At 37.2% G+C, this 25,671-nt stretch carries 25 protein-coding genes; 10 read left to right on the forward strand and 15 right to left on the reverse strand.

The genetic code is table 11. From position 1 onward, the window contains the following. Nucleotides 1-5: 5 nt before the first annotated feature. The gene (locus EHQ49_RS09570; protein WP_135578802.1) at nucleotides 6-563 is read left to right on the forward strand and encodes a toxin-antitoxin system YwqK family antitoxin; all 558 of its coding nucleotides are present in this window, start codon (nucleotides 6-8) and stop codon (nucleotides 561-563) included. Further along, the gene (locus EHQ49_RS09575) at nucleotides 560-1,300 is read left to right on the forward strand and encodes an SCO family protein (protein WP_135578804.1); all 741 of its coding nucleotides are present in this window, start codon (nucleotides 560-562) and stop codon (nucleotides 1,298-1,300) included. Before EHQ49_RS09570 ends, EHQ49_RS09575 begins: the two co-directional genes overlap by 4 nt. A 75-nt stretch (nucleotides 1,301-1,375) precedes the next feature. Here the strand turns inward: EHQ49_RS09575 and EHQ49_RS09580 are convergent, their stop codons facing one another. Genes EHQ49_RS09580 through EHQ49_RS09590 form a run of 3 tightly spaced genes read right to left on the reverse strand, consistent with a single transcriptional unit; the run spans nucleotide 1,376 to nucleotide 4,553 of the window. Further along, nucleotides 1,376-2,137, reverse strand: a complete 762-nt coding sequence (locus tag EHQ49_RS09580; RefSeq protein WP_135578806.1) for an ABC transporter permease — start codon at nucleotides 2,135-2,137, stop codon at nucleotides 1,376-1,378. Further along, nucleotides 2,134-3,060, reverse strand: coding sequence for an ABC transporter ATP-binding protein (locus EHQ49_RS09585; protein ID WP_135578808.1), 927 nt, complete (start codon nucleotides 3,058-3,060; stop codon nucleotides 2,134-2,136). Before EHQ49_RS09585 ends, EHQ49_RS09580 begins: the two co-directional genes overlap by 4 nt. Further along, a complete protein-coding gene (locus EHQ49_RS09590; RefSeq protein ID WP_135578810.1) occupies nucleotides 3,057-4,553 on the reverse strand; it encodes an ABC-F family ATP-binding cassette domain-containing protein in 1,497 nt (498 codons plus the stop codon). The genes EHQ49_RS09585 and EHQ49_RS09590 overlap by 4 nt, the downstream gene beginning before the upstream one ends. A gap of 190 nt (nucleotides 4,554-4,743) precedes the next feature. On the opposite strand from EHQ49_RS09590, the gene EHQ49_RS09595 reads away from it, so the two are divergent. Beyond that, a complete protein-coding gene (locus tag EHQ49_RS09595) occupies nucleotides 4,744-5,484 on the forward strand; it encodes an adhesin OmpL37 family surface protein (protein WP_135578973.1) in 741 nt (246 codons plus the stop codon). 75 nt (nucleotides 5,485-5,559) lie between these two features. Here the strand turns inward: EHQ49_RS09595 and purT are convergent, their stop codons facing one another. The 6 genes from purT to EHQ49_RS09625 form a co-directional block, all read right to left on the reverse strand. Beyond that, nucleotides 5,560-6,732 carry a formate-dependent phosphoribosylglycinamide formyltransferase gene (gene purT, locus EHQ49_RS09600; protein WP_135578812.1) on the reverse strand — a complete coding sequence of 391 codons (1,173 nt, stop codon included), beginning with the start codon at nucleotides 6,730-6,732 and terminating at the stop codon, nucleotides 5,560-5,562. A 76-nt stretch (nucleotides 6,733-6,808) separates the two neighbouring features. After that, nucleotides 6,809-7,279 carry an ankyrin repeat domain-containing protein gene (locus tag EHQ49_RS09605; RefSeq protein ID WP_135578814.1) on the reverse strand — a complete coding sequence of 157 codons (471 nt, stop codon included), beginning with the start codon at nucleotides 7,277-7,279 and terminating at the stop codon, nucleotides 6,809-6,811. Beyond that, nucleotides 7,276-8,103: a helix-turn-helix domain-containing protein gene (locus tag EHQ49_RS09610; protein WP_135578816.1), complete on the reverse strand. Its 828-nt coding sequence runs from the start codon at nucleotides 8,101-8,103 to the stop codon at nucleotides 7,276-7,278. Before EHQ49_RS09610 ends, EHQ49_RS09605 begins: the two co-directional genes overlap by 4 nt. Nucleotides 8,104-8,130: 27 nt before the next feature. Beyond that, nucleotides 8,131-10,335: a heavy metal translocating P-type ATPase gene (locus tag EHQ49_RS09615; protein WP_135578818.1), complete on the reverse strand. Its 2,205-nt coding sequence runs from the start codon at nucleotides 10,333-10,335 to the stop codon at nucleotides 8,131-8,133. Further along, complete coding sequence (locus EHQ49_RS09620) at nucleotides 10,319-10,522, reverse strand: heavy-metal-associated domain-containing protein (RefSeq protein ID WP_135578820.1); 204 nt, start codon at nucleotides 10,520-10,522, stop codon at nucleotides 10,319-10,321. The genes EHQ49_RS09615 and EHQ49_RS09620 overlap by 17 nt, the downstream gene beginning before the upstream one ends. After that, complete coding sequence (locus EHQ49_RS09625; RefSeq protein WP_135578822.1) at nucleotides 10,515-10,961, reverse strand: hypothetical protein; 447 nt, start codon at nucleotides 10,959-10,961, stop codon at nucleotides 10,515-10,517. Before EHQ49_RS09625 ends, EHQ49_RS09620 begins: the two co-directional genes overlap by 8 nt. Nucleotides 10,962-11,069: 108 nt before the next feature. On the opposite strand from EHQ49_RS09625, the gene cueR reads away from it, so the two are divergent. Then, complete coding sequence (gene cueR, locus EHQ49_RS09630; protein ID WP_135578824.1) at nucleotides 11,070-11,459, forward strand: Cu(I)-responsive transcriptional regulator; 390 nt, start codon at nucleotides 11,070-11,072, stop codon at nucleotides 11,457-11,459. A gap of 30 nt (nucleotides 11,460-11,489) precedes the next feature. Here cueR and EHQ49_RS09635 read toward each other — a convergent pair whose 3' ends face one another. Continuing rightward, entirely contained in the window at nucleotides 11,490-12,596 is a 1,107-nt protein-coding gene (locus EHQ49_RS09635; RefSeq protein ID WP_135578826.1) for an SGNH/GDSL hydrolase family protein, read from the reverse strand. A 47-nt stretch (nucleotides 12,597-12,643) separates the two neighbouring features. Here EHQ49_RS09635 and EHQ49_RS09640 point away from each other — a divergent pair, with 47 nt between their 5' ends. Continuing rightward, nucleotides 12,644-14,083, forward strand: a complete 1,440-nt coding sequence (locus EHQ49_RS09640; protein ID WP_135578828.1) for an LA_3751/LA_3752 family putative glycosyltransferase — start codon at nucleotides 12,644-12,646, stop codon at nucleotides 14,081-14,083. A 67-nt stretch (nucleotides 14,084-14,150) separates the two neighbouring features. Beyond that, nucleotides 14,151-15,071: a hypothetical protein gene (locus tag EHQ49_RS09645; RefSeq protein WP_135578830.1), complete on the forward strand. Its 921-nt coding sequence runs from the start codon at nucleotides 14,151-14,153 to the stop codon at nucleotides 15,069-15,071. A 60-nt stretch (nucleotides 15,072-15,131) separates the two neighbouring features. On the opposite strand, the gene EHQ49_RS09650 is transcribed toward EHQ49_RS09645, so the two are convergent. Further along, on the reverse strand, nucleotides 15,132-15,437 hold the full coding sequence (locus EHQ49_RS09650) for a hypothetical protein (RefSeq protein ID WP_135578832.1): 306 nt from the start codon (nucleotides 15,435-15,437) through the stop codon (nucleotides 15,132-15,134). 113 nt (nucleotides 15,438-15,550) lie between these two features. On the opposite strand from EHQ49_RS09650, the gene EHQ49_RS18730 reads away from it, so the two are divergent. Continuing rightward, a complete protein-coding gene (locus tag EHQ49_RS18730; protein ID WP_167483002.1) occupies nucleotides 15,551-15,835 on the forward strand; it encodes an STAS domain-containing protein in 285 nt (94 codons plus the stop codon). Nucleotides 15,836-15,903: 68 nt separating this feature from the next. Here EHQ49_RS18730 and EHQ49_RS09660 read toward each other — a convergent pair whose 3' ends face one another. The 4 genes from EHQ49_RS09660 to EHQ49_RS09675 form a co-directional block, all read right to left on the reverse strand. Continuing rightward, complete coding sequence (locus EHQ49_RS09660; protein WP_135578834.1) at nucleotides 15,904-17,361, reverse strand: PAS domain-containing sensor histidine kinase; 1,458 nt, start codon at nucleotides 17,359-17,361, stop codon at nucleotides 15,904-15,906. Nucleotides 17,362-17,811: 450 nt separating this feature from the next. Beyond that, a complete protein-coding gene (locus EHQ49_RS09665) occupies nucleotides 17,812-18,204 on the reverse strand; it encodes a hypothetical protein (protein ID WP_425269849.1) in 393 nt (130 codons plus the stop codon). 42 nt (nucleotides 18,205-18,246) lie between these two features. Beyond that, a complete protein-coding gene (locus EHQ49_RS09670; protein ID WP_135578838.1) occupies nucleotides 18,247-19,050 on the reverse strand; it encodes an SDR family NAD(P)-dependent oxidoreductase in 804 nt (267 codons plus the stop codon). Between the two features lie 183 nt (nucleotides 19,051-19,233). After that, nucleotides 19,234-21,243 (reverse strand): neutral/alkaline non-lysosomal ceramidase N-terminal domain-containing protein, encoded by a 2,010-nt coding sequence (locus EHQ49_RS09675; RefSeq protein ID WP_135578840.1) that lies wholly within the window; start codon nucleotides 21,241-21,243, stop codon nucleotides 19,234-19,236. Nucleotides 21,244-21,471: 228 nt separating this feature from the next. Here EHQ49_RS09675 and EHQ49_RS09680 point away from each other — a divergent pair, with 228 nt between their 5' ends. The 3 genes from EHQ49_RS09680 to EHQ49_RS09690 all read left to right on the forward strand — a co-directional run bounded on the left by EHQ49_RS09680 (nucleotide 21,472) and on the right by EHQ49_RS09690 (nucleotide 25,633). Further along, the gene (locus EHQ49_RS09680) at nucleotides 21,472-21,801 is read left to right on the forward strand and encodes a DUF3817 domain-containing protein (RefSeq protein WP_135578842.1); all 330 of its coding nucleotides are present in this window, start codon (nucleotides 21,472-21,474) and stop codon (nucleotides 21,799-21,801) included. Nucleotides 21,802-21,876: 75 nt separating this feature from the next. Further along, on the forward strand, nucleotides 21,877-23,979 hold the full coding sequence (locus EHQ49_RS09685; RefSeq protein WP_135578844.1) for a 7TM diverse intracellular signaling domain-containing protein: 2,103 nt from the start codon (nucleotides 21,877-21,879) through the stop codon (nucleotides 23,977-23,979). A 127-nt stretch (nucleotides 23,980-24,106) separates the two neighbouring features. Continuing rightward, the gene (locus EHQ49_RS09690; RefSeq protein ID WP_135578845.1) at nucleotides 24,107-25,633 is read left to right on the forward strand and encodes a lipid A deacylase LpxR family protein; all 1,527 of its coding nucleotides are present in this window, start codon (nucleotides 24,107-24,109) and stop codon (nucleotides 25,631-25,633) included. The last annotated feature ends 38 nt before the right edge of the window (nucleotides 25,634-25,671 follow it).

Consider the following 25,671-nt stretch of genomic DNA (forward strand, 5'->3'; position numbering starts at 1 on the left):
AAAAATTGTTCCAAGCCATCTCTTTTCTTTTTGGTTTATGGTTATTTATCTCCTGTTCCCCCCTCCGGGTGGAAGCAGGAGATCCAGGTCTTAGCGAAGATTCAAACCACTTCCTTCTTTACCAAGGAAATCGACTCAATGGAATTTTTGTCCAAACCAATCCCACCCTTTTAGAAGTTTATGAAACAGAATACTACAAGGGAGTTCCTCACGGTCGTTATACGGCAAAAAAGTTAAACGGTACCGTTTTGGAAGAAAGAAACATTCGATATGGACAAAAACATGGAAAACAAATCAGTTATTTTGAAAATGGAAACCTAAAACAAAAATCAGAATTTGATAACGGCAAACCCATTGGCGAATATGTTGATTATTTTGACAACGGGCAAATTGCCACCTATCAAACGTTTTATGATTCTGGGAAACCAAAGGTTTCCAAAAAATGGAACCGGCGCGGACAAATCTATCTAAATCATGTATTTATGGAATCGGGAGAAAGTTTCGGTCGCCCGGGGAGTAAACTCTGTGAACCCATTCCCAACGAGAAAACCAATTCTATATGAAATTTTTAGTACTATTTTTAAAGAGTATTCTGGATATAAAACGCCATAAAATTCAAATTAGAGCTCAGAGCAGTAATCCCTTTTCGACTCTCCTCCTAGTCATTTTTCTCTGTTTGGTGGGAATTCACTGCCAACCCTCAGAATCAGAACCCAATCCAAATCAAGTTCCGTATTTTTCAGGGAAGGATTTTGATCCGATTTGGACGGATCACCCAGAAAAAAATACAAATCTCAAACAAGTCCCAAATTCTCTCGGATTAATTGAACATACAGGCAAACAAATATATCCTAAAGATTGGGCACCAAAAGAAAGTTTGGTGGTCTTCTTTTACGCAACCTGTCGAGGGATTTGTCCCCTCATTACGCGGAATATTTTGCAAATCCAACCACAACTTTCCGAATTCCCTGACTTAAAAATCCTATCCCTATCTATCAATTCTAAAGCAGATACCGTTCCTGTTTTACAAAAATATATGGAATCGTATAAAATCCAAAATCAAAATTGGAGTTTTTATACTGGAAAGGAGTCGGAGATTGAAACCTTTGCCAAAGGAACTTGTGGTGCAGAAATGGAAGGATTCTCCGTAGAACGAGGGAAGTATGAATTTGTTCATACAGAAAATATCTTTTTATTTGATAAAAATCAATACCTACGTGGAATCTATCGTGCCAAAGGTACGGGCGATATACAAAGGTTAGTGGAAGATATACGAAAACTAAGAAAACAAATCAACTAATCTAAGGATTTTTTTGGAATCCTTAGATTGTTAAAATGATCGAAATGGATATTTGACAAACTATTGTTTGAAACTTTAGTTTTTGATTTTATATCCTGTCCTAAAAATAAGCCAGGTCACAGTCAAACAAAGGGTCAAAAAAACTAAAATCATCGAGATACTAACAGATAATGCCACATCTGCTCTTTCAAAAAAACTATACCGAAACCCACTCACCAAATACAAAACAGGGTTAAACATACTGAGTTTTTGCCAGAAAGGAGGTAACATTTGAATGGAATAAAAACTCCCTCCCAAAAATACAAGTGGAGTGATGACGAGCATAGGAATCATTTGGAGTTTTTCAAAACTATCCGCCCAAATCCCAATTACAAACCCAAACAAACTAAAACTAATACATGTTAATACCAGAAAAAATACCATAAGGATAGGATGATCTATACGAATGGGAACAAAAAACGATGCAGTGATAAGCATAAGTACACCAAGCATCAAAGATTTAGTGGCAGCAGCTCCTACATACCCAATCACAACTTCCCACATAGTCACAGGTGCCGAGAGGATTTCGTAAATTGTTCCGTTGAACTTAGGAAAATAAATTCCAAAAGAGGCATTGGAGATACTTTCCGTAAGAAGTGATAACATCACAAGGCCCGGAACGATAAAACTTCCATAATGGATTCCGTCAATTTCCTGAATTTTTGAACCAATGGCCGAACCGAATACGATAAAGTATAAGGAAGTGGAAAGTACAGGAGAGGCAATACTTTGTAAAAGTGTACGGAAGGTTCTTGCCATTTCGAATCGATAAATAGATTGGATTGCGTAAAAATTCATACAGCCTCCTGTAATAACTGAACAAAAATTTCTTCTAGGGAACTTTGTTTTGTACTCAAATCACTGAACTGGATTTTGAGTTTTTTTAAATCATCTAGAAGTTTTGTAATCAAACTACTGTCATCCGAACGATCATATGTAAAAACAAGAGCAGAATGGTTATCCACAAGCTCTAATTCGTATTTTGAGAGTGATTTTGGGATTAGTTTCAAAGATTTTTTTAATTCGATTCGGAGTTGTTTGGTTCCGAGTTGTTTCATGAGTCGGTCTTTATTTTCAGTAAGAAAAATTTCACCCTTTCTGATCACAGAAATTCTGTCTGCTATAGATTCAGCTTCTTCGATATAGTGAGTGGTGAGAATAATGGTAACACCTTTTTTTCGAAGAGATTCCACAATCTTCCACATATCCTTTCGTAATTCTACGTCCACACCAGCACTTGGCTCATCTAAAAACAAAATACTTGGTTCGTGTGACAATGCTTTGGCGATGAGAACTCGTCGTTTCATTCCCCCAGACAAAGTCATGATCCTTTGGTCTTTTTTGTCCCAAAGAGAAAGGGATTTTAAAACTTCTTCAATGTATTTTGGGTTGGCTGGTTTTCCATAGAGTCCTCTCGTAAACGAAACACTAGCCCAAACGGTTTCAAAAGCATGGACACTAAGTTCTTGTGGAACAAGACCGATAAAGGATCTGGTTTTTTTGAAATCTTTAATGATATCAAATCCATCCACGTTCACATCACCAGCGCTTGGTGAGACAATACCACAAATTAAATTGATCAGAGTGGTTTTTCCCGCTCCGTTGGGCCCAAGCAGGGCGTGGATTTCACCCTCTTTTACTTCCCAATTTACATCTTTTAGAGCTTGGAATCCATTGTCATATGACTTGGAAACTTTTTTTAGAGTTAGGATCGATTTCAAACGGTTTCATCCTTCCAGCCAATGTCTGTGAGGAAGTCATCGTAACCCCCATCATAAACAAAAACTCGGTCATCATCGAATACAATCAACTTTGTGGCCACAGCGCGCAAGTGCATTTCGTTGTGTGTGACCATGATCACAGAGCCATCAAAATTATCGATGGCCTCAATCAGTGAGTCGCAGGATTGCATATCCAAGTGGTTTGTAGGTTCATCCAAATACAATAGGTGACAAGGTGTGACCAAAATTTTTCCGAGTAACACCCGGCTCTTCTCTCCCCCAGAGAGAACCTTAATCTTTTTTAAGGCTAGGTCTTCCGAAAACATCAGTCCACCGGCAATGTTACGAGCTTTCCCTTCGGAACAGTTTTGATCTGCACTCATAATTTCTTGGACAACCGTATTACCTTCATTCATATTCAGTTTGTTAGTTTGGCCAAAATAACCTTCCTTCAAAACTTGGTGTTTTTTGACCGTACCAGAAACAGCGGAAAGTTCTCCTGCAATCAGTTTGAGTAAAGTTGACTTCCCTTTTCCGTTTTTTCCAATAATACAAATTCGATCTTCGGGACCAACACTGATAGAAAAGTTTTCAAACAAATACGGAGCACTACCATTATAAGAAAAAGAAACTTCATCGGCGCTTAACATCTGGCTTGCGGAGAATGGAGCACTATTGAAATAAAGTTCCATATCCTCAATATTTTCAAGCGCTTTCATTTCGCCTTGTTTCTCTAATCGTTTCACTCGAGATTGGGCGCGACTCGCAAAACTTGCTTTTGCTTTAAACTTAGCGATAAAGATCTCTTCTTGTTTGCGTTTTTTAGCTTCGTTGAGTCTAGTTTTTTCGTAAATTTCTTCTGCTTGGTTGATTTGTGTGTATAACTTTTCTGTATCACCTTGCACTTTGATGGCTTTGGTTCTATGAATGGCAACAGTATGTGTTACAACACTATCCATAAAACTTCTATCGTGTGTGATGAGTACAATTTCACCTTCCCATTCTCGTAGGAACTCTTCTAACCAACGTATGGTGACAATATCCAAATAGTTGTTTGGTTCATCTAAGATTAACATGTCTGGAGCCGAAACAAGGAGTTTGGCTAAGTTCATCCTGATTTGGTAACCACCAGAAAAATCCTCCGGACTTCTCTCCATGTCTTTTTCTGAAAATCCAAGACCAAACAAAATTCGTTCAACTTTCCAAGTTTCGTACTCATCACCTTCTGGAAGACCAAGAGCACATTCTTCCAAAACTGTAGGTTTGGTGAATACTAAATGTTGTTCTAAATGTCCAATGCGATATCCTTTGGGAATTGTAATGTTCCCTGAGTCCGGTTCCATTTTTCCTAAAATGATTTGGACCATCGTTGATTTTCCATGTCCATTACGGCCAACAAGACCGACTCTTTCGCCACGGTTCACACTGAATTGTAAGTCATCAAATAAGACTTTACCGTTAAATTGTTTGTTAATTCCAGATACTTTGATCATATAATTTCCGAAGGTTTTCCCTTTCCGTATTCAACCAGGATCGAAAAAGAACCGGAAACGACGAGTAGAATCGAAAAGAAATTGGGCCAGTTTCCTTCGCGAAAGGTAAATTCTTCGGACATAATCACTAGGAAAACCACCTGTGAAATTATGGACTTTTTTTAAGGAATCCGGATTCCGAAACTATACTGTGCGAACTTTTCTTTTTTCTTTTCTTAGTTTCCTTTGTCTCACTTCCGGTAAGGGAAACTATGCCAACGGCAACTTACAAGTGGCCTTTGGAGCAGAAGAAAATTATCTTTTGGTGCGTTCGCTTGATTCCAGCATCATCCATTTAGGGAGTCCGGAAGAAAAGAAAGAATACCAAGAAATCATAGATGAGTATTTACGATTCAAAAGCCTTCACATCCAAGGCAAATATGGTGATGCCTATTTGGTTGTTCGTTCCACTCAATTCAAACTCATCCAACTCTACGACAAAATACTTACTAAAAATTTAGATCTTATTCGTTCCGAATTAATTTTACTCGGGGGAAAATCGCGCGACAAAGAAAAAACACAAACCAGAGCATTTTTACGCCTTGCACTCCGAGATGTGAGTGAAGCCGAACAGAAGTTAGTGATGGCAAGAAACACTCGCCCTCTTCTTTATTTATTAAAACTTCGAGAAATGTTGTTCTCCTTAAAGATATTAAAACACGCAGGAAAATTTGTAATTTTTCTAAACCTGCTACATGATGGTAAGTTTATGGATTCGATTGAGTTTTCTGATTTTGATTCCATCGAATCCGAACTCATTCGTGGTTTTGGGAAAGGGAACAATAAACTACTCGCACTTCATTACGATAACTCTTTCCTTCCTTTTGGAGAGGAAAGTATCTACGAAAGTATGATGACAAATTACAAAGCCCCGGAAATCAAAAAAGACTAATCACATAAAATAGAATTTAATTCGTTCAAGGTTAGTTTGCCTTTCGGAAATACCATTTGATTATCGATTCATAAATTATTTCAGGTGGATCAGGTCTCTGGCATGATTTGCTTTTTCTTTGGCTTCTTCAATTGATTTCCCCAGAGCCAAACTAACTCCCATTCGGCGTTTCCCATCCAATTCCGGTTTGCCAAAGATTCGAATGTCCACACCTTTTAGTTTCAGGGCTTCGTCAACACCGGTATAAATTGGTGAATTCGTTTTTCCTTCTAACAAAATTGCAGAACTAGCAGCAGGAGTATGAAAGATCAGTTCTGGAATCGGTAGGCCAAGTAATGCTCTCGCATGAAGTGAAAACTCAGAAACATTTTGCGAAATTAAAGTCACAAGCCCAGTATCATGTGGCCTTGGTGATACCTCACTAAAATACACATCGTCCCCTTTGACAAAAAGTTCGACTCCAAAAATTCCGAATCCTCCAAGGCCGGTCGTAACTGTCTCCGCAATTTTTTCAGCAGCACGTAAAGCAAGTTCCGTCATAGGTTGTGGCATCCAAGATTCCACATAATCTCCGTTTACTTGTCTATGACCAATGGGTGGCAAGAAGGTAGTTCCACCTATATGGCGTATGGTGAGGAGTGTGATTTCAAAATCAAAAGAAACAAACTCTTCAACGATCATTTTGCCTTTGCCAGTCCTTCCACCGGTTTGGCCATACTCCCATGCTTTTAAGATTTCCGATTCTTCTCGAACCAAACTTTGTCCTTTTCCAGAAGAGCTCATTATGGGTTTGACCACACAAGGAAACCCAATCGCTTTTACTGCACGGGTAAAATCTTCTTCGGTATCTGCAAAGAGAAACTTGGAAGTTTTTAATCCAAGTTCTTTGGAGGCAAAGTTCCGAATTCCCTCTCTGTTCATGGTTAGGTTCACAGCTTTCGCAGATGGAATGATACGAAAACCCTCGGTTTCCAATCGAACTAACGTTTCTGTATGAATGGCTTCAATTTCAGGTACAACAAAATCTGGTTTTAACTCTCGTATGGTGGCTTCCAATTCTTTTGGATCGAGCATATTAATGACACGAGATTCTTGTGCCACAAGCATTGCCGGTGCATTCGGATACCGGTCTACAGCAATCACATGAACACCCAGACGGTTTGCTTCGATAGCGACCTCTTTACCAAGTTCTCCTGATCCTAGGAGTAAAAGTTTTGTAGCGTTGGGAGTAAAAGGTGTACCGATCATATTCACAAAGATCAAGAAGTGGCCCATTCAGACAAGGAAGATTATGACCACTGATTCGTTGAATTTTAATTTAATGTTACATTAAGTAACGTTTGCCGAGTTTATATCTTTGGTAAATATTGGCACCCATTCGAATGAGTAGATCCGAAATTTCGCTAAGCCCATCAAAACTGTTGGCAATATGAAGTGCAGTGACTCCACTGGGATCAGCGGCATTCGGATCAGCAGCAGAATTTAACAAAACGTCCACAGCTTCTACATTCCCCGTTTCTGTGGCTTTATGAATTGGATACAAACCCATGTTATCTGGTCTATTTGGATCAAGTCCAAGAGCGAGTAACTTTTTTAAATAATAAATATTGGAAACTTCAGTCACAGCAAGGCCAAGAAGCAGAGGTGATTCAGAAACTAAAACTTCTTTCAAATCCGAGTCAGATAATAATAAATCAAATGATTCTTTGTCTTCTCTGGTGATGGCAGAACACAATGTTCGTAACCTAAGATTGGATTTTGTTTTGCCAACGAAATCGATTATGTTTTGTATCATGTTTCCATCCTATCAGTATAGGACGAATCTTGATTGTAAAAATGGGACATTTTTTCATATTCCGCAAACCATTCGTTGGGAATACTTCCTGAAATTCGTTTGAAATCACGATTGAAATGGGACTGGTCGGAATAATCAAATTCCTGGGCCAGATCAGTGAATCGTAATTCTGGATTGTTTTTCCGATAGTGTTCGGGATTTCTCACCATTTGGAGTAACCTGTGCACCGTTCTGTATTCAGAAGGAGGCAAACCCACAATTTCTTTGAATTTACGATCCAATTGTTTGCGAGAGACCCCCAATTTTTTGCATAAATTTTCAATGGAGGTCGCGGGATGAGTGAGTTCTAAAAGGGCAAACCGAACATAGACCGGAATTTCAGAAGGTTCTCCGGGATATTGTTTTAAAAAAGAAATTAGAAAATCTGAAATTGTTTCTTCAGAGTTGAATTTGGATTCAGAAAATTCAACTAACATCCGATTGGTTGTAATTTCAGGAAATCGATTCTGTAATTCATCTCCTCTTTTAGAAAACAAAGAATAAAGCCCACCTACATAAAACCGAATCGCAAACAAAGAAAGATTAGATTCGGATAATATCCTCCATCTCCTTTTTTGAGGACCAACAAGATGAAGTTTTGGCAACCGAATGAGTTGTTTATCCTCCGTTTCAACAAGGGGAGACTCTCCCAAATGAAACACCATCTCACACTCATAAGATGGCAATATCCAAGGAAGTTCTCTAACATTCACTCCCTTCCAAATCCAAAATTCTTTTACAGAGGATTCAAAACGGGAAGGAGGTTTTAAAAAAGAAATGTCCAAAGTTTTACCATCTTCCCTTGATAAGTTTTATTTCCAACGACTCATTCGTAAGGCGTTAAATACAACAGACAAAGAACTAAGTGCCATCGCAAGCCCGCTCACCCAAGGTGCCAGTAATCCTGAAGCGGCAATCGGAATCCCAAGTAGATTGTATCCGAGAGCCCAACCAAAGTTTTGTCTGATGTTGATGACAGTATCTTTACCTATCCGAATCAGATCCACAATTCTTTGGATGTCTCCATTCACAAGAACAACATCCGCGGTTTGAATCGCTACATCTGATCCTGTCCCCATAGCAATGCCCACATCGGCAGAAGCAAGGGCTGGAGCATCATTGATTCCATCACCCACCATAGCAGAGTGGATTTGCTTTGTTTTAAAAGTTTTAATGATTCGTGCTTTATCCTCAGGTGAAAGTCCAGAATGAACGGCAGTAATTCCCACAAAACGAGCAATCTTTTCAGCCGAAGTTTGGTTATCACCCGTTAGTAGAATAGGTTCCACACCGATGGATTTTAATTCTTCCACACAATCCTTAGCATCATTTCTCAAACTGTCCTCAATACGAAAGACCACCATTCCATTGATATTGCCTCTGATACCGACAAAAACCAAACTGGATCCATCAGTTGTCCAAGACTGGATAAATTCCTTTACTAATGCAGAAAGAGTAAATCCATTTTCTTCAACAAACATTTGTTTGCCTACGAAATAGGAACTTCCTTTTTCTTCTGATTGGATTCCGCCACCAGGATGGGTTTTTGTCGACACCATCTCGGCCGAATCTCTAAATATTTTTTTTTCTTTTCCGTATCCAACAATAGCCTTTGCCAGTGGATGGTCCGAAGTTTTTTCTATTTGTACAATTGTTTGTAATACAAGATCCAATTCCTTTGGATCCAAATGAGCGTGTGTAATCTCTACTACTTTTGGTTTTCCTTCCGTAAGAGTTCCCGTTTTATCAAAGGCAATCCAATTGATTTTAGAAACTGATTCCAAAGCTTCTGCACTACGAAATAACACGCCTCGTCTGGCAGCGCGACCCGTTCCCACTAATAAAGAAATTGGTGTCGCAAGGCCAAGAGCACAAGGGCAAGCGATCACAAGGATGGCAATACTTGTTTCAATCGCGGAACTAGTCACTCCTGGATTGATGATGAAGTACCAAACCAAAAAATCAATGATACTGATAGAAACAACAACAGGAACAAAATAGGCAGAGATTTGATCTGCAATTCTTTGAATCGGAGCTTTGGTGCCAAGAGATTCTTCCACAGAACGAATGATATGAGCCAGAGCAGTGTCATTTCCCACCTTAGTCGCTTTGACAACTAAAGATCCATTCCCATTCATAGTCCCACCAAGAATCTGATCGCCTACTTTTTTTTCAACGGGCATACTTTCACCAGTTAACATCGATTCATCGGAAAAACTTTCTCCTTCCAAAATGGTTCCATCCATTGGGAATCGTTCCCCGGCTTTCACTAATACGAGGTCCCCTAGTTTTAGATATTCATTGGGAACATCTGTCCAAACCTCATTAAATTTAACCGTTGCCATTTCAGGTCGAAGTTTGATCAGAGCGTTGATACCATCGCTACTTTTTCCTTTGGCATAATGTTCAATCCATTTCCCTCCCAAAATAAAGGTGATGAGGACTGCTGAAGTTTCAAAATAAAGATGTTTTCCAAACATACTGTACCCGTACGCCGCAGAGGTTCCAATCACAACAAGAACATCCATATTGGCAGATCCATTCCGCAAAGCACGATAAGCAGACTGATAAAAAGGAAAACCAATAATAAACTGCACAGGAAAAGCTATGGCCATTTGTACAAATCGATCCATTAAAAAATGGGGCATAGGCATAAAACTTAAAAAACCAAAATGAGTGACCATACCGTAAAACAAAGGCAAGGCGAATATTGTCGAAAGTAAAAAACGGATTTTTAAATTTCGAATTTGGTCTTTTTGTTTTTTTTCTGCTTCGGACTGTTTATTAATATCATGAACAAGGGCCGAGTATCCAAGCGATTCAACTTTTCCCAAAAGGGAATCAACAGTTACAGAATCGGTACTTCTTAGAAAAACAGATTCACGCGCAAAATTAACTCGAACATCGGAAACCCCTTCCATTTTAGAAAGACCCTTCTCAATACGAAGGGCACAGTTAGCACAAGTCATACCAAAAAGATCTAATGTTCGTTCCGTGGTATTATTTAACGTTTCCAAGGGAATATCCATCCTCACTCAAACGGCTGCGAAGTTTATTCAACTCTTCATCCGTTAAAGTTTCTTTCACGGTTACCAATTTATCGTCTATGTTTGCAATTGCTTCTTTACCGATTTCACCAAAAACCGTTTCTACAGTTTTTTTACAATGTCCGCAAGTCATTCCTTCTACTTCATAATTAACCATGATGATGTTCCTTATTATTTTCCTTTGCCTGTTCTTTTACTTTATTTAACGGAAGTTTGTATTTAACATCCGCCCCTTTCTGAAAATTCCATTCAGGGGATAAAATGAGATCACCCTCAAAAGCAGAACTTCCTTTGGGAATTTCGCAATAAAAATGGTCGGGGTGACTTGAACACTTCAAAGGGAATTCTTTTCCATTCAATCGTATCTTACCACTCAACTTCGAATTTTTGGAAGTAGGATTTTCAAAATTAAGATCAAGGAAATACACCTTAAACCCTAAATTTTGATATGGTAATACTTCGGTATGAAAAGCACCAGGCATAGAGATCACACCGCCATGGGGACCTGGTTTGTGTTCCCCATGTGCAATAATCTGCTGCGAGTTGACGAAAAATGCAAAAATTGCAATTTTTATTAAATTTTTGATTGGTTTCATGGTAACTCCTTTGTTAACATAAATCCAGTCTAAACCTTCCAATCGTTGGAAGGTCAATAGCCGATTTGATTTTTTTTAGCAATTGGAGCATTTTTTTTGGAGGATAAAATGAATATTGGAGAACTTTCGAAAGAATCTGGAGTCAGCACAAAACTCATTCGTCATTATGAAGGGATTGGTCTTATCCCAGAAGCAGGAAGGATGGAAAATGGATACAGATCCTATAGTTCAGATGATATTCACTACTTACGATTTATTAAAAGATCAAGGGAACTTGGTTTTCCACTCGAAGACATCAAAAGCCTACTCGGTCTTTGGAAAAACAAATCACGTAGCAGTAAACAGGTAAAATTACTCGCGGAAAAACATTTAAATGAATTGGATTTAAAATTAAAACAATTAAAAGACATGTCTGACACTTTAAAAAACCTCGTTAAACATTGTCATGGCGATCACAGACCCGATTGCCCAATCCTAAAAAATTTAGAACAAAGTTAATTGTTTGATCCAGGGAGATTGGTTCATTCGTTACTTATTTTTTAGAATATCTGCAATGAGCCGAGTCGCGACTTCATTCAAATGGATATCACCTTTTTGCAACAAATCTGTTCTATAGCGCATCCAACTTCTCATATCGACAAAAGGAATCTGATTTTCAGCTGACACCTGAACCAAATCTTCTACTAACTCGGAATCTGATTCTAACCATTTTGGGTTCATAACAAATCCAATCCCTTGATAAACGTCATAACGACTTTTATCAAACTCAACTTCCAAGGGAATATAAACTATCGTTAGATGTTTACCTTGATCTAGAATTTTATAATTTAATTCTAATAGAATTTTTTTCCATCGATCGAAATTGACTTTTGCATACGTTTTCGTATCGAGTGAACTAGAAAGATAAGTTGGGCTAATTTGAAATAAAGTTTTTAGAGGAAGGTAATCTGCAATTTCATCTTTTCTTTTTTTGAGGTTCGGAGCCTGATAAGGTTGAATAGAAACTCGCTCCAACTCGGATTCCATTCGTTTTTGTATGGATTCAAAGTATTTTTTCTTTAAATACAAACGAGTGTGTTCCGGAAAAAAAAAGGAAAGAAAATGAACATACCATTTTTTATGATTCACAAAATGCAAATAGTCTGGTGTATCTCCGGTTTCATATATATCATTTCCATATACAAATAAATATACATGACTAAATTCAAGATGAGAACTAACTTTTTGATACATCGAAAATTGATTTTCTAAAGTTGAACCCGGGATACTAATATTGAACCAACGACAATCTGTTTCTCTATTTAAAATTTCAGGGAAACTATCTTTCCAAAACAAACCAGATCCAAATGTCTGAGAATCACCTAACAATAAGTAGTTACATTTTGTATTCTTTTTTACACTCCCTTTCCGAAATCCAAATTGATCAATTTCGCCAAATTCTCTTTCACCTTCTTTAAAAAAAGGAATTTGCCTACCTAAAGGAAAATGAAAATGACCATAAGGAAAATCTAAATAAAAACTGGAGGAATCCATAATCCGAAAAGCAAAAAACAAACCGAAAAAGGAGAGGAGTAGGTAAAAAACAAATTTTACAGGTTTGGATGAGAAAGCAGATTGATCATTATCTTTTTTCATTGCAGATCGTAAGAATCAGGAAAGAATGTACCTGTTTTCGATTTCCTATGACACGATCAAAAAAAGCAATTGGTTTCTTTGTTAGCTTAACATTTTTAACCTTCGGGTATTTTGCGTTCACCACAAAGGAAATCCAACCGTTTTCTGACTTTGCCCTTTTAGAATGGCAAATAAAGTTAGCCCTTCAAGGAACGTTTCATTTACATTATGAATATCTTTTAGAAGATCCGAACTTTCAATTTTTTCCGCTACCGGATATTTTCTTCCATGTACACAATGGTCTCCCCTATTCCACTTTCCCCAACTTTTATCCCATTCTTTTTTCCCCAATTTATGCATGTTTTGGCATATTAGGAATCAAACTCGCACAACTTGTACTATTTTTCCTTTCAATATATATTTTCTATCTAATGAACAAAGATGTGAGTTCCACAATACTTCTGTTATTTGGATCGACAATCTCCATATACGTTTTTTTAATCCATGAAACCATTTTATTTCTTTTTTTAGAGGTTCTGGTATTGTATCTGTATCATCGCAGATGGACTGGCTTTTCAGGACTTTTATCTATGTGCCTGGTTTGGATGAGACCAGAAATGATTTTTGCTATTGGATTTCTTCCACTTTGTTTTACAAAAGAACATAACTGGAAACGGTTTGTATTCATTTTCTTTATAACAGGGACCTTATTTTCGATCCTAAACCAAATTACCTTAGGAACGTTTTTTCCTCTTCGTTTAGTTAAAAATTCAGGTTTTCAATTTAGGACTGATACAAGTTTTTATTTGTTTAAAATTTGGGCAGAACAAGTTCCTATTTTTATTTTGTTTGTTCTTAGTTTTATAAGATCAATGGTGCGAAAAGTATTTTCATATCAAAATTTAGTTTTGTTGCTAATAACAATTGTTATGATACTCATCTCACCAAATACTGGCGGCCATAACACTCCTAGATATTTATTTGGACTCATACCCCTCTACATTTTGGTTCTCCGAAAAAATGAAATCGCAGAAACCCAAATAACAAAACCTTGGATTTTTATCCTTTTCATACTTTCATGTTATAGTTTAAATACACTTTTCCAACAAACGAAAGAACTAAGAAAAATTTCAAAATACCAAATGAACACTGTGCAGGAAATTACAAAGATAAAAGATAAAGTGTTAGTTTTTAATAATTCAGATTTTTCTTTTGTTGTAGCACCAGAGTTTATGTCCTTACCTTTTTCAAAATCAGAAAAAGACATACTCTTACTTAGACCTGATTACGATAACAAAACCTTAATTCAAATTCTAACGACAAAACATAACCAAAGTTTTACATTTTTAGAACTTCCGCCTTCTCCTATTCCACTCCGTCCCAATGTAGCAGAAATAATCTTTCAGTCTCAAATCAAATATCGGATAAGTTACCGTTACCAATTGCCGGAAGTTTTACTCCCCATCCAAGCAACACAATGTTTGCTCGAGGTATTCTATAAACCCTAATTAAGAAAGATATTTCCCAGTTGGTTTTCTACTTGGATTTCTAGAGGGATCCCTTTCAATTCGACATATGAACTCAAAACAATGCCCGACCTGTGGAAGCACAAATTTATACCAAGAATCGGCAACCATCTACCGATGTGGCGATTGTTTTGATAAATTACCAACGGGTGGAATGGTAGACCTACCACCTCCAAAAGTCTACGGTACCTCAAAACAAAATAATAAAACTGGTAATTTGGGAAACTGGAAAAATCTGGTTACAGGTATTGTTTTCGCATGGATCGTGTTAGGTTCAACAGCGATTAGTTATTTCCAAAATACCCAATCTGGATCTAACTCCTTACAAGAGGAGAAAACAACAACCATTCCCATAGATCCTCCATTAGAATCCAACGAAATCATCCCTGAAGGAGAATTTCAGTTTATTTCTGCCATTCCAGACGTTATTGGTAATGTTTACTTTGTAGGAAAATTTACGAATAAAAGTTCTCAAAATTTACTCATGCCTAAGTTCACAGTTGATTTATTAAATCAGGATGGGGTCAGTTTAGGGACAAGTTTTGGATATGCAGAAAAGAATATTGTAATCGCTGGCGAATCTGTCATTTTTCAAGTGTTACATGAAAAGGTGCCAAAGTATTCTGATTACAATATAAATGTTTCAGCTATGACGATTTCAGAAATTTCAGATCAACCAACATTAGTTTTAAAGAATATAGATTTCAAACGGAACCAATACAAAGAAATAGTTCTCGCTGGAAAAATTCAGAACAAAGGTAACACAACAACCAACCACACTCGGATCACTTGCCTACTCCTTGATAAACAAGAAAATACTGTTGATTATGAAAGTATTAGTTTAGATAAAGAGAACTTTTTACCAAAGGAATCGCAAAACTTTGAAATTGTTTTTTCAAGAAGTAAACAAAAACCGGACTCTTACTTTTGTGAAACCAACGCAGTTTTAAAAGAAAATACAAACCATTAGTTCTTTTCTTAACAACCAAATGCAAAAATTTCAGGCGATTCAAACAATCATAGTTTATATTTAGTCCCAATGTTTATGAAGGACTTTATAAAAATTATCAATGGATTTGTCTAGATTATGGGAACGCCAATAGGGATTGGCCTCTAAGGTATCCTGAACCGTTTTTACTACATTCCGAGTAAAACTAGTACGGTCAATTTTTGAACCCTTTTCCAGTTTTTCAAAATTTGTATTTCGGATAGACAACTCTTTTTTAATTGCTGTAGATATGACAACCACCGCTTCATCTGAAGTTAGGCGATGCTCCATCACTAGCAACTCGGCGGCTTCTTTGATTAATTTTAATTGTCGATCACTTACAGACATATGGAATGAAGACCAATCTCATCACAAAAGGAAAAGAAAACAATTCGGAAACAAGAAAATGATATGGAAAAATTCTTTCAAAAAATCCCATCATATAAAAATAGTTTTAAACCTTGGCAATTGTAATCGAAATCAAGAACAATGATCTTTCTTTTGATGGACTCAGTGGATTCCGAGAGAGAATTATGTCTACCATCAACCATACTAAGGAAGATGTTGTCTTAGACTTTACGGATATTTCCATGTCTTTGGATAGCGCAACCATAGGGGAATTGATGAAATTTCATTCGGCATTGGAATCGCAACATTTACAGCTACAAATTCGAGGAGTGAACAAACTCATTCGAACCGTTTTCCGGTTAAACAAACTCGACACCATCCTCCATCTCCTCGATTAATACCTACGTAAGAGTACTAATATTTATCCGAGACATCGGGCTTCGTCCTCCCTTAGTTCAGTCCAAAATCATCGTATTGGAACTAACAATTCAAAACGTACTTTCTGTCCTGGTCTCAATTCCACTTTGCCTTTCAATTGTTGGACAAGTAAATTCATCAGTTTGATTCCAAATCCTGCCTCGGAATTTCCTAAAGAAAAAGTATCGGGAAGAGGTTCACCATTGTCTTGATAAACAAACTGTATTTGATGTTCTTCTTTTTTGATTTCGATTTCGATCATTCCCGAATCACAAGAAAGAAAAGAATGTTTTACAGAATTACAAATCAATTCGTTTAAAATGATTCCTAAATTATTTGCGATATCCGGTTTCACAATGACAGGTTCATACGAAATAAAATCAAAATGAATGTTTTTTGAATAGGTTGAGAGAATTTGTACAACTAAATTTGGGATATACTCCTTTAAATCAATAGCATTACGATTTTGAGATCGATACAAACGATCGTAAAGTGCCATCATACTACGTAAGCGACCTGCCGCTTCATCAAACTGTTCTTTCAGATGTTCGTCGTCAGAAAAGTTTGCCTGCATCTTAAGAAGACTATAAACAGAAAACAAATTGTTTTTGATTCGGTGGTGTACTTCCTGTAAAAGTAATTCTTTTTCTTGTAACAATTGTGATACTTTTTCTTCTGATTCGATAGTGCGTGTGATCAAAGTATGTAAGGCAAAAAAACGATTAATACTTCCATCGATAGAACGTAAAGGAACAATCGTAGCACTCACCCAGTAAATAGATCCCGTTTTAGTTCTATTTCTGATTTCTCCCTTCCATACATATCCATTCTGTATCATATGATACATACGACCAAAAAACTCCGGGGAATGAAATCCTGAATTCAATAAACGGTGGTTATTCCCGATAAGTTCTTCTCTTGAATACATAGATACTTCACAAAACCGATCGTTGGCATAAGTAATCTGCCCACCTCGATCTGTAATGGCAATGATTGCATGTTCATCGAAAGCATGTTTCAATTGAGAAAACTCGAACTGAGACATTTTTAATTCAAATAAACTTTGGTGGCGTAAATCCGATGCCTTAGGTTGTAATTCTGCTGTTATTTGAGTTTTAGAAATTGATTTTGTATGTAATTTAAATTCTGCTCCGAGTTCTTCAGTAATGTCCCGAGCAATCACAACAATCCTTTTGTTACCTTCAGAATCGGGTTGGAGTTTCCCTCTACATTCAAAAGTTAAAAAATAGCCTTCTTTATGTGCAATTCTCCAAATCCCTTTTGTTTCTGCACCCGGTGTCTGCAAACGAGAGATTTTTGTAAGCAGTTCGTTTCTATCCTCAGGATGAAAAAATTCATCTACAGACCGCCCAATTATTTCATGGGACTCATAACCTAATCTATGTTTATGGAACGAGTTTACATAACGAATCTTTTCTGAGGAATCCAACTCACAAACCAAATCAGGTATGTCAGAAAGTAAATCGTTGTAATTTGTTTGAAACATAAAGTTGGATCTAATAACGATTAGAGTAATCTAAAAAACCACTTGAGTTACAGGATTATCCTTCCATTCAGAATGGTCTATCAAATTATGAAGAATTGAATTTCTTCCATTTTTAGAATAAATACCTAATGGCAAAAGTCTAAGGTTCCAAACATTCCACTAATGAACGATCAAAAACAATAACACAAATTAATAGAATGTTTCTAATTCTTAACCCATTAATTTCTTCTGAAATACCTTAATATCTCTGAATACAAAATTATAACAACTGTTCCATGAAAAAAAATGGACATCCACGTGAATAGGAAGTGGAACAAAAAGAAATAAGCTCTTGTGGATTATAGTTCAAAACGTACAAAAAAATTTACGAGTATGATCAAAGACACCTCTTCCTTCTTCAATGGCAGCTACAATGGTTGCAAAACCGTTGCCCTAACAAATCTTACAGTATTATTGGAAGATTTCTTTGGTTGCTTTCGGGTAACGAGACTGAATTCCGTCCCACCAAACATCAGTACTAAATGCTGCTGATTCAGAAATTTGCCACTTCCCATTTGTTTTTTTAAACAAAGCTTCTACATGACAACAATCATAGGGTATATCTTCGGATAGAGAAATTTCTTTTCCATCTTTTCTTTTAGCGGTTCCACGAAACCAAGCAAAATCACCGGAAACTTTGAAATGTTCTACAACAAATATAAATTCTTGTTTGAATTCATTGGAAAGGTTGGCTCTTAAAAGATCCAAAAGATAAGTTCTTTCCTTTTCATTTGTTTTATTTTTTGTTTTATAATCCAACACAGAAGTTTCCGCAAAAACTCCCATACTTAAAAATAGGATCATTCCAATGGTATATAAAAAACGTTTCAAATGAATTCTCCCCTTCTACCTTACTTTTGCTTTTTGAATCATTTTGAAAAATAACGATGGGTATACCGCTTGTAGAAACAAGCCGAATTTTTCTTTGATTCCAGAAATAACAACTTCACGTTGTTTGTTAGCTACTGCATGTAAAATTCGATGTGCACATAACTGCACTGGTAGTCCAGCAGCAATGACAGAATCCATAGTTCCCGTAGAGGAACCATCTCCCTTTAGTGCATTTTTAGATATATTTGTTTGAATAAACCCTGGATATACCATAGTCACAAAAATTCCAGATTTTTCTTCTTCCGATCGTAAACAATGGAAAAACCCAACTAACGCGAATTTGGAGGCCGAATAAGCAGAGCGGAGTGGGCTACCCAGTTTACCTGCAACACTCGAAATCACTGCAAAATGAACTTCCTTCTTACCTAAGATTTGTGGTAACATAGCTCGAGTCATTTCTGCTGCGCCATAAAAATTGGTATTCATGATCTTTTCGAGTGTTACTAAATTGGTTTCTTTGGTTAAGGATCTTTGGCTGATTCCACCGTTATGAATGACCACTTTGGGAATTCCATATTTTTGCAAACAACGTTTAGCAAATGCTGCGGCTGATTTGTAGTCTTCCAAATCCAACTTCTCTACAGCATAACGCCCTTTTTCTAAATGGAGTTCTTTGGCAATGGCTTCAAGAGATTTTGTTTTTCGAGACGCAAGTAAGATCTTGGCATTCTGTTTGTATGCTTGGTTAACGAGTTCTTTTCCAATCCCAGAGGAGGCTCCCGTAATCCAAACCCATTCATCTTGATAAAATTCGCTCATAAGATTTCCTCTTAAGCCCTGTTCTCTTTTCCTAAGATTTCCACTAGATACGGAATTCCCACAACTTGTTTTTTAGCCAGAACGGATTTCGAATGAAAGTTCGAAAATTTAAAAAGGGAAAGCCCTTGGGTATGGGACAAACGATCCATAAGGAGACTATGGAGCGTTTGTAATTTCTAAAATTTAGTTTCCAACCTCTATGCGAAAACTAGGACATTCGATACGGTAAGGAGATCGAATCCCGTCTGCACCCAGATAAATCCCTTCATGAACCAGCCGGTATTCGCCCGCTTTGGTATCGGCACTGGTTTCCCAAATAAGATCTGTACTTTCTTCCGCCCTTCCCCAGAGTCCTCGTTTTTGATAGAAAAATTTGGTATCAAAATCGGAATCAGAACGAATGGGTTTCCAAGTTGATTTGTCCGATACCTCCACCCATAAATAGGAACCCACTTGGGGATATCCTACGTTAGGGTTTGCGGAGGCAACTCGGCATGAAACCACTTCTCCTTTTTGGTAAGACTCTGCACTTGGTTGGATGATGTTTTGTGGTTTGTTTGAAACGGAATCAGCAGACGGAATCTTCAAGGGATGGACTCGGGTAGATAGATCCAATGGCATAATTGAGGTTGGTGTTTGCGAAGTTCCGTCTCTTAACTCAACTGACATCTTATGAAATTCTTGCCTAAGAGCATTCAAACTATTAGGTCCATGTAAAGTATGTCCACCTTCATAGTTTTGAGTGGAGTATTCTTCCGGTGTTGTAATGTAGCCAGAAAAATCATTAGTGAGTCCAGAGAGAACTATTTCCGATGTTTTATCTTTCAGAACAGATTGAACTTCTTTTTTAAGTCTTCTGCTAGACATTGTTGTGACTTCATGTGGCATCACCAAAATGGTAAGATCACCAACTAATACTAACCCATACGGAAGAATTTGTGGTAAACTGGGAATGGGTTTGGTTTCTCCCATCGGGAACAAAACAGCTTTGGGACTTTGGCATTCCCTAAGTTCCTCTGATGGAGATTGTAACATAAACTTTGCAATCCAATCTATGTAGAATCTTCGATTTTTATTTGTCATTCCTTCATGGAATAAAAAGTGCCCTCCTCCTTCTTCTGTTGAACCTGCAGCAAAGGAATATCCATAAGCAGAAGGACAGGTAGTTTCTGTTTTTCCAGTTTCAGAAAATTCCTTACTTACGGGGTGTTTACTCATATCGATAAATTTTTGCGTAAAAGAAATACCACCTAATAAACGTTTTCTGCTAGATTTCAAAATCTCTTGGCTTGCCAAAAACTGTCTTTTCCCAATAATAAAACTACTGTCGTAAATATCCTTCCCAGGTCCCGTATTGTTTAAATTTAAATTTGGAGATACATCTCCTTCATTTGCTTGAGCGAAAATAGCAACAAACTCAGTTAACCCTTGTTTTCTGGCTTCCGCTTCTGAAAGTAAAGAAGCAATCCCTTTATTGTCAGAAGAAATCAATCGATTGTCAAAAGTAATGTTTGTTGGATGTACTCCATACCAATTAACGAGCCCTATAGGAACACCCGCCACTGATACGGAAAGTTGAACCATTTCACGATCGATATTTTCTGAGTATTGTTTTCTTTCCGATTCTGGATTGGCAAGGTAAGCGGATAAACTTCGGTTGATCCCAGCTTCACTCACAAAAGTTTTCCCTATGGTCAACTCTGCAGGTTTCAATTTTAAATACGCTTCTCTTATCGATTCAAATATTCCGTCTCTTAAAACAGCATATGACTCGGAATAAAATTCTTTGGAATAAAAAGAAACTTCGGAATAATGAAAATGACCTGCAGGACCACTATGAGTGTGAGAGGCGTTGAGTAGAACGTTACCGTAACCAAAATTGGGATCAAGTTCGGTCTGAAGTCTTTTCACTACATCCCTTTGGATTTCAAAAGGAATGCCTCCAACCTCAGCCGTTACATAAGCCAAAAGTTTCTTGGATGCCAGGTCTCGGATCACAAGGGACCGAGCAAACTGTCTTGTATGAATTCCGACCCCTGTTTGGTCCTCTCTTGCATAACCCCAAAACATAACTCCGACAGAAGGACCAGTAATGTCTTTCTTAGCCATCGCCGCAGAATAAACAGGACTCTCCTCTGACCAAAGAGGGATTGTGAAACAAAAAAGAAGGATTAAAAAAATTCGAAACTGCATCTTTCAAAGTGTACAGTGTTCGATTGGAAATGTCAATCCCGAACAATTGTCGACTAATTTTAGAATAAACCTGGCTTTCTGAAAGAAAATGCAAGGGCAGGGAGGGATTCCCCTTCTTTCCTGAGGCGAGAAAGCCTGTCGCTGGAAAAGGTAAGTCCGTGAAGAAAGTAAGGACGAAACCAAAGATTCTCGCGATCCTGGTGAATAACGAACTCCAAGGAAGTGATTATGTTCTCTTTACTCCAAACCAAACTCGGACGATTCCGAATTTTAGCCTTTTTGGAAGGACTTTCTTTTTTGACAATTCTCTTCATCACAATGCCCCTCAAGTATCTCTACCAAAATCCAGAACCAAACAAAATCGTTGGTTTGATTCACGGCTTGTTATTCCTTTTATATTTAGTAGAATTATTCCAAATCAAAGTAGAACTGGAATGGAAAACCAAAAAAACTTTACTCGCGGCCCTTGCATCGGTGGTTCCCTTTGGAACTTTTATTGCCGAAAAGTATTTATATCTAAAATCCGATGCGGAAGAACCAGTAGAAACCAAAAAGTAAATGTTGGCTGTCGGAGAATTTTTATTGATTCTTTTATGATATCATCATCTAACATTAGTACTGTTACCCATTGATATGAAATCATTTTATGATCATTCACTAAAGATATTACTTCTTTTTTGTTGCCTATTACCGGTTGGTTTATGGCCTATAGAACTGAGTGAGATTTTAGATAAAAAGTCCATCGGCAAGGAGATTTTGATTCTCGAAGACAGATCAAAATCTCTTACAATCTCCGATGTCCTAAAAGAAGAAACAAACAATCGATTTATTCCTTCCACAAAAGAAATTCCAAATTTCGGTCAAACTAACTTTTACTATTGGATCAAAATTCCTTTAGAAAACAAAAGTTCAGAACCCACCAAACGATTGTTAGAAATTGATTACAGCAATATCGATTTAGTAGAAGTGTATGAAAAAAACAAAGAGTCTTATCAACTAACAGATAAACTAGGGATGATGTTCCCATTTTCGGAGAGACAAATAAAAAACAGAAATTTTTTATTCCCTTTAGAACTTGATAGCAAAACATCCAAAACTATCTACATCAAACTTTACAATGGCGGAGGACTTTCTGTACCGTTAACCATTTGGGAAAAAGAAACGTTTACCTTACATTACGCAGACATTCAACATGGTTTAGGACTGTATTACGGTGTCATGATCGTTATGATCCTATACAATTTTTTTATTTTCTTAAGTGTAAAAGATGTCAGTTATTTATACTACGTAACTTATATCCTTGGGTTTTTAGGATTACAGTTAACCTTAACCGGACACGGTTTTCAATATCTTTGGCCAAACCTACCTGAATTCCAACGAAATGGTTTCGTTTTTTTTAGCGGTTTTTGTGTTGCTTCTTTAATTCTGTTTACAAAACGTTTTTTAAATACGAAAAAAAATCTGCCGAGTTGGTTAGACCAATTATTAAAAATCTTTTTCATCCTTCACTTAATACAAATTCCACTCACGTTATTTCTTTCTCCGGAAATTACCGTAAAAATAGGGTTATTATTAACAATTCCAGTCCCTATTCTTATTTTTATAGCAGCAGTCATCAGTTTCCTGCGCCATTATAGAGCGGCTCGTTTTTTTCTTCTCGCCTTTACTGTGCTCATTGGTGCAACCCTAGTGGTGGTTTTTAAATACCTAAACCTCATTTCACAAAATTTTTTAACTGAATATGGTCTTTATATAGGGTCTGCCTCAGAGGTAATTTTACTCTCGATTGCCCTTGCTGACCGAATCAATATCATGAAGGAAGAAAAAGAGGTGGCTCAATCAAAAGCGATTGAAATGCAAAAAATTCTCACAGAGTCTTATGCACGTTTTGTTCCAAAAGACTTTTTATCTAACTTAGGAAAGGAAACCATACTAGACGTTAAGTTAGGCGATCAAATTCAAAAATACATGGCAGTCCTTTTTAGTGATATACGTTCCTTCACTACACTTTCTGAACAGATGAGTCCGGAACAAAACTTTAATTTTATCAATTCTTATTTGGGAAGGATGAGCCCCATCATTCAAAAACACAATGGATTTATCGATAAATTCATCGGAGATGCAATCATGGCCTTGTTCGAAAGAAACATCACTGATGCCATATGTGCCGGAGTGGACATGCAATTGTATCTAAAAGAATACAACTACCATAGAAGCAAACAAGGATATGTCCCAATTCAAATTGGAATTGGAATCCATGCAGGTTCTCTTATGTTAGGGACCATCGGTGCAGAAGAAAGGTTAGAAGGTACTGTGATTTCAGATACGGTGAATTTAGCCTCACGTGTTCAGAATCTTACAAAAATTTATGGTGCCAAAATTGCAGTTACGGAAGCAGCTATCCATGCTATCGATGACAAACACATTCAAAGTTTACAATATAGATTTTTAGATCGTGTCCGAGTAAAAGGAAAAACAAAACCTGTCTCTGTTTACGAAATCCTAAACGGAGATGATCCGGTCAGTTTGGAACAGAAATTAAATACAAAAGATTTATATTTAGAAGGAACCACCGCTTATCATGCTGGAAATTTTACCGAAGCTAAGGAAAAATTTGAAGCAGTTACCAAACTATTCCCAGAAGATAAAGCGACACAATTATATCTAAAAAGATTATTTCCGGCCACATCACCGCATTCCGTAATTCCAACCGAATTCTCAGAAGATGAGGAATAACTTCCACTAAAGCACAAAACCCTTGAACATTCAAAGTCACCACAATCATCCAATCGGATAGAAGGAAACTCCGAAAATCATCAGAGAGTTCCTTGCGAATTCTTAAGGGGGGTATTCAATAGGCCTCATGAAGGCCCCATGGTTCCTACTTTTCCTAAGTCTTATTGTTAGTGTAAACGTCACTGCCCAAACAACAAAGACCGTCAAAAAACAAAGTCCTGTCAAAATGGAAACCCCTCCCGAAATAGAAAGAACCAAACCCGAACCGCCAAACCAATACCAACTCCGATTGATTATGGAAAATGATGCTTTTGGTGGTTTTTCGGATCGGTATTATACGAATGGTTCGCGATTGGAATTTCACATGACAGCGGGGGAATCCAATCCTACCAGAAGGATTTTGGGATATTGGAACGAATTATTCATTACACCTTCAGAAACAACAAAATATTTACAAGGGTTTGCCCTGGGACAAGAATTCTATACACCAACGAACATAACAAAGGCGGATGTATCTTATGGAGACCGTCCTTATTCCAGTCGTGCCTATTTTAGTAATTCTTTAACCACGGCAACAGAAGATACGAGTATTACTACTGAGTTAGAAGTTGGTATGATAGGACCATCTGTGGGTGGTAAATCAGCGCAAATGAACTTTCATAATTTGATTGGTTCCCCAACACCTCAAGGTTGGGATACACAAATTCCTAATTCTTACTCAGGCGCTATAAGAACCGATATCCGTAAGTTCTATCATCGATTTGTTGGAACCCAGTACAACGTAAATTTAGGGAATATTCAAACTGACGTGTCTTTTGGTCTTATCTTTCGATTCGGTAACGTAGACAAAACACCGGGACCAGGTAGTTCTGCTCTACAACCAGGTCCGCCAATTCTACATGAGGATGGAAAAGGATATTGGTATTTTTATATAAACCCAGGTGGCACATTACAGCTGTATAATGCAACAATCCAAGGTCAAATAGGCACGGAAAGAACTTACAAAGCACAAAATAGAAATTCTGCCTTTAGTAATTTGGATAACTATTTAAATAATCCCACTTTAGAGGCAGGAGAAAGAGAAATTCAATACAAAGCTCTCACAGAAGACAACGGTAGGAATTCTTTACAAAGATATATATTGTTCAATGAATTTTTGGTCAAAGGAACAAACAATCCTTATAACATAGGACTCAATTATTTGATTTTTAACAACATATTCAATGGTGCTGAAGATATAGAAAAAACAACTCGTATATTCCTTCTAAAAAATCTAGTCGACCAATGGGATACAATTCCAGATAACGCACGTGCTTTGGCGATTTATTCTATCTTTAGACCAGAAGGTGGAAAACTTCCACCTATCATCCGATTATATTCATACGAAGTATTGTCACAATTTATTTTAGATCCAAAACAAAGAGAGATCCTATTGCAGTTGTTACGTGACGAAATTCAATATAGAGATGAAAAAACATATGTTGCTGATTTAAAACGTGCAGTTGGATTTGTTCGAGCCGGTTTTGTTTCTGTATCCAACGCTGGGTTTTTATTTGGTCTTCATTACAATTACCAAACAATCGACTTTCAATCGGCCAAAGGTTTACCGCAACAACACCAATGGGTAGGTTTCCAATTAGGAAAGGTATTCTAACGAACATTTTGTAATTAGAATCGCTAATAAAGAATTTT

Source organism: Leptospira perdikensis, assembly GCF_004769575.1.
Lineage (GTDB): Bacteria > Spirochaetota > Leptospiria > Leptospirales > Leptospiraceae > Leptospira_A > Leptospira_A perdikensis.

Excerpts from the sequence above, each read along its gene's own strand:
- EHQ49_RS09685 (WP_135578844.1), top strand. The coding sequence starts at position 21,877 with ATGAAATCATTTTATGATCATTCACTAAAGATATTACTTCTTTTTTGT.
- EHQ49_RS09620 (WP_135578820.1), bottom strand. The coding sequence starts at position 10,522 with ATGGTTAATTATGAAGTAGAAGGAATGACTTGCGGACATTGTAAAAAA.
- EHQ49_RS09670 (WP_135578838.1), bottom strand. The coding sequence starts at position 19,050 with ATGAGCGAATTTTATCAAGATGAATGGGTTTGGATTACGGGAGCCTCC.
- EHQ49_RS09640 (WP_135578828.1), top strand. The coding sequence starts at position 12,644 with ATGACACGATCAAAAAAAGCAATTGGTTTCTTTGTTAGCTTAACATTT.
- EHQ49_RS09660 (WP_135578834.1), bottom strand. The coding sequence starts at position 17,361 with ATGTTTCAAACAAATTACAACGATTTACTTTCTGACATACCTGATTTG.
- EHQ49_RS09690 (WP_135578845.1), top strand. The coding sequence starts at position 24,107 with ATGAAGGCCCCATGGTTCCTACTTTTCCTAAGTCTTATTGTTAGTGTA.
- EHQ49_RS09605 (WP_135578814.1), bottom strand. The coding sequence starts at position 7,279 with ATGATACAAAACATAATCGATTTCGTTGGCAAAACAAAATCCAATCTT.
- EHQ49_RS09635 (WP_135578826.1), bottom strand. The coding sequence starts at position 12,596 with ATGAAAAAAGATAATGATCAATCTGCTTTCTCATCCAAACCTGTAAAA.
- purT (WP_135578812.1), bottom strand. The coding sequence starts at position 6,732 with ATGATCGGTACACCTTTTACTCCCAACGCTACAAAACTTTTACTCCTA.
- EHQ49_RS09580 (WP_135578806.1), bottom strand. The coding sequence starts at position 2,137 with ATGAATTTTTACGCAATCCAATCTATTTATCGATTCGAAATGGCAAGA.
- EHQ49_RS09680 (WP_135578842.1), top strand. The coding sequence starts at position 21,472 with ATGTTCTCTTTACTCCAAACCAAACTCGGACGATTCCGAATTTTAGCC.
- EHQ49_RS09645 (WP_135578830.1), top strand. The coding sequence starts at position 14,151 with ATGAACTCAAAACAATGCCCGACCTGTGGAAGCACAAATTTATACCAA.
- EHQ49_RS09665 (WP_425269849.1), bottom strand. The coding sequence starts at position 18,204 with ATGATCCTATTTTTAAGTATGGGAGTTTTTGCGGAAACTTCTGTGTTG.
- EHQ49_RS09650 (WP_135578832.1), bottom strand. The coding sequence starts at position 15,437 with ATGTCTGTAAGTGATCGACAATTAAAATTAATCAAAGAAGCCGCCGAG.
- EHQ49_RS09625 (WP_135578822.1), bottom strand. The coding sequence starts at position 10,961 with ATGAAACCAATCAAAAATTTAATAAAAATTGCAATTTTTGCATTTTTC.
- cueR (WP_135578824.1), top strand. The coding sequence starts at position 11,070 with ATGAATATTGGAGAACTTTCGAAAGAATCTGGAGTCAGCACAAAACTC.
- EHQ49_RS09675 (WP_135578840.1), bottom strand. The coding sequence starts at position 21,243 with ATGCAGTTTCGAATTTTTTTAATCCTTCTTTTTTGTTTCACAATCCCT.
- EHQ49_RS09590 (WP_135578810.1), bottom strand. The coding sequence starts at position 4,553 with ATGATCAAAGTATCTGGAATTAACAAACAATTTAACGGTAAAGTCTTA.
- EHQ49_RS09575 (WP_135578804.1), top strand. The coding sequence starts at position 560 with ATGAAATTTTTAGTACTATTTTTAAAGAGTATTCTGGATATAAAACGC.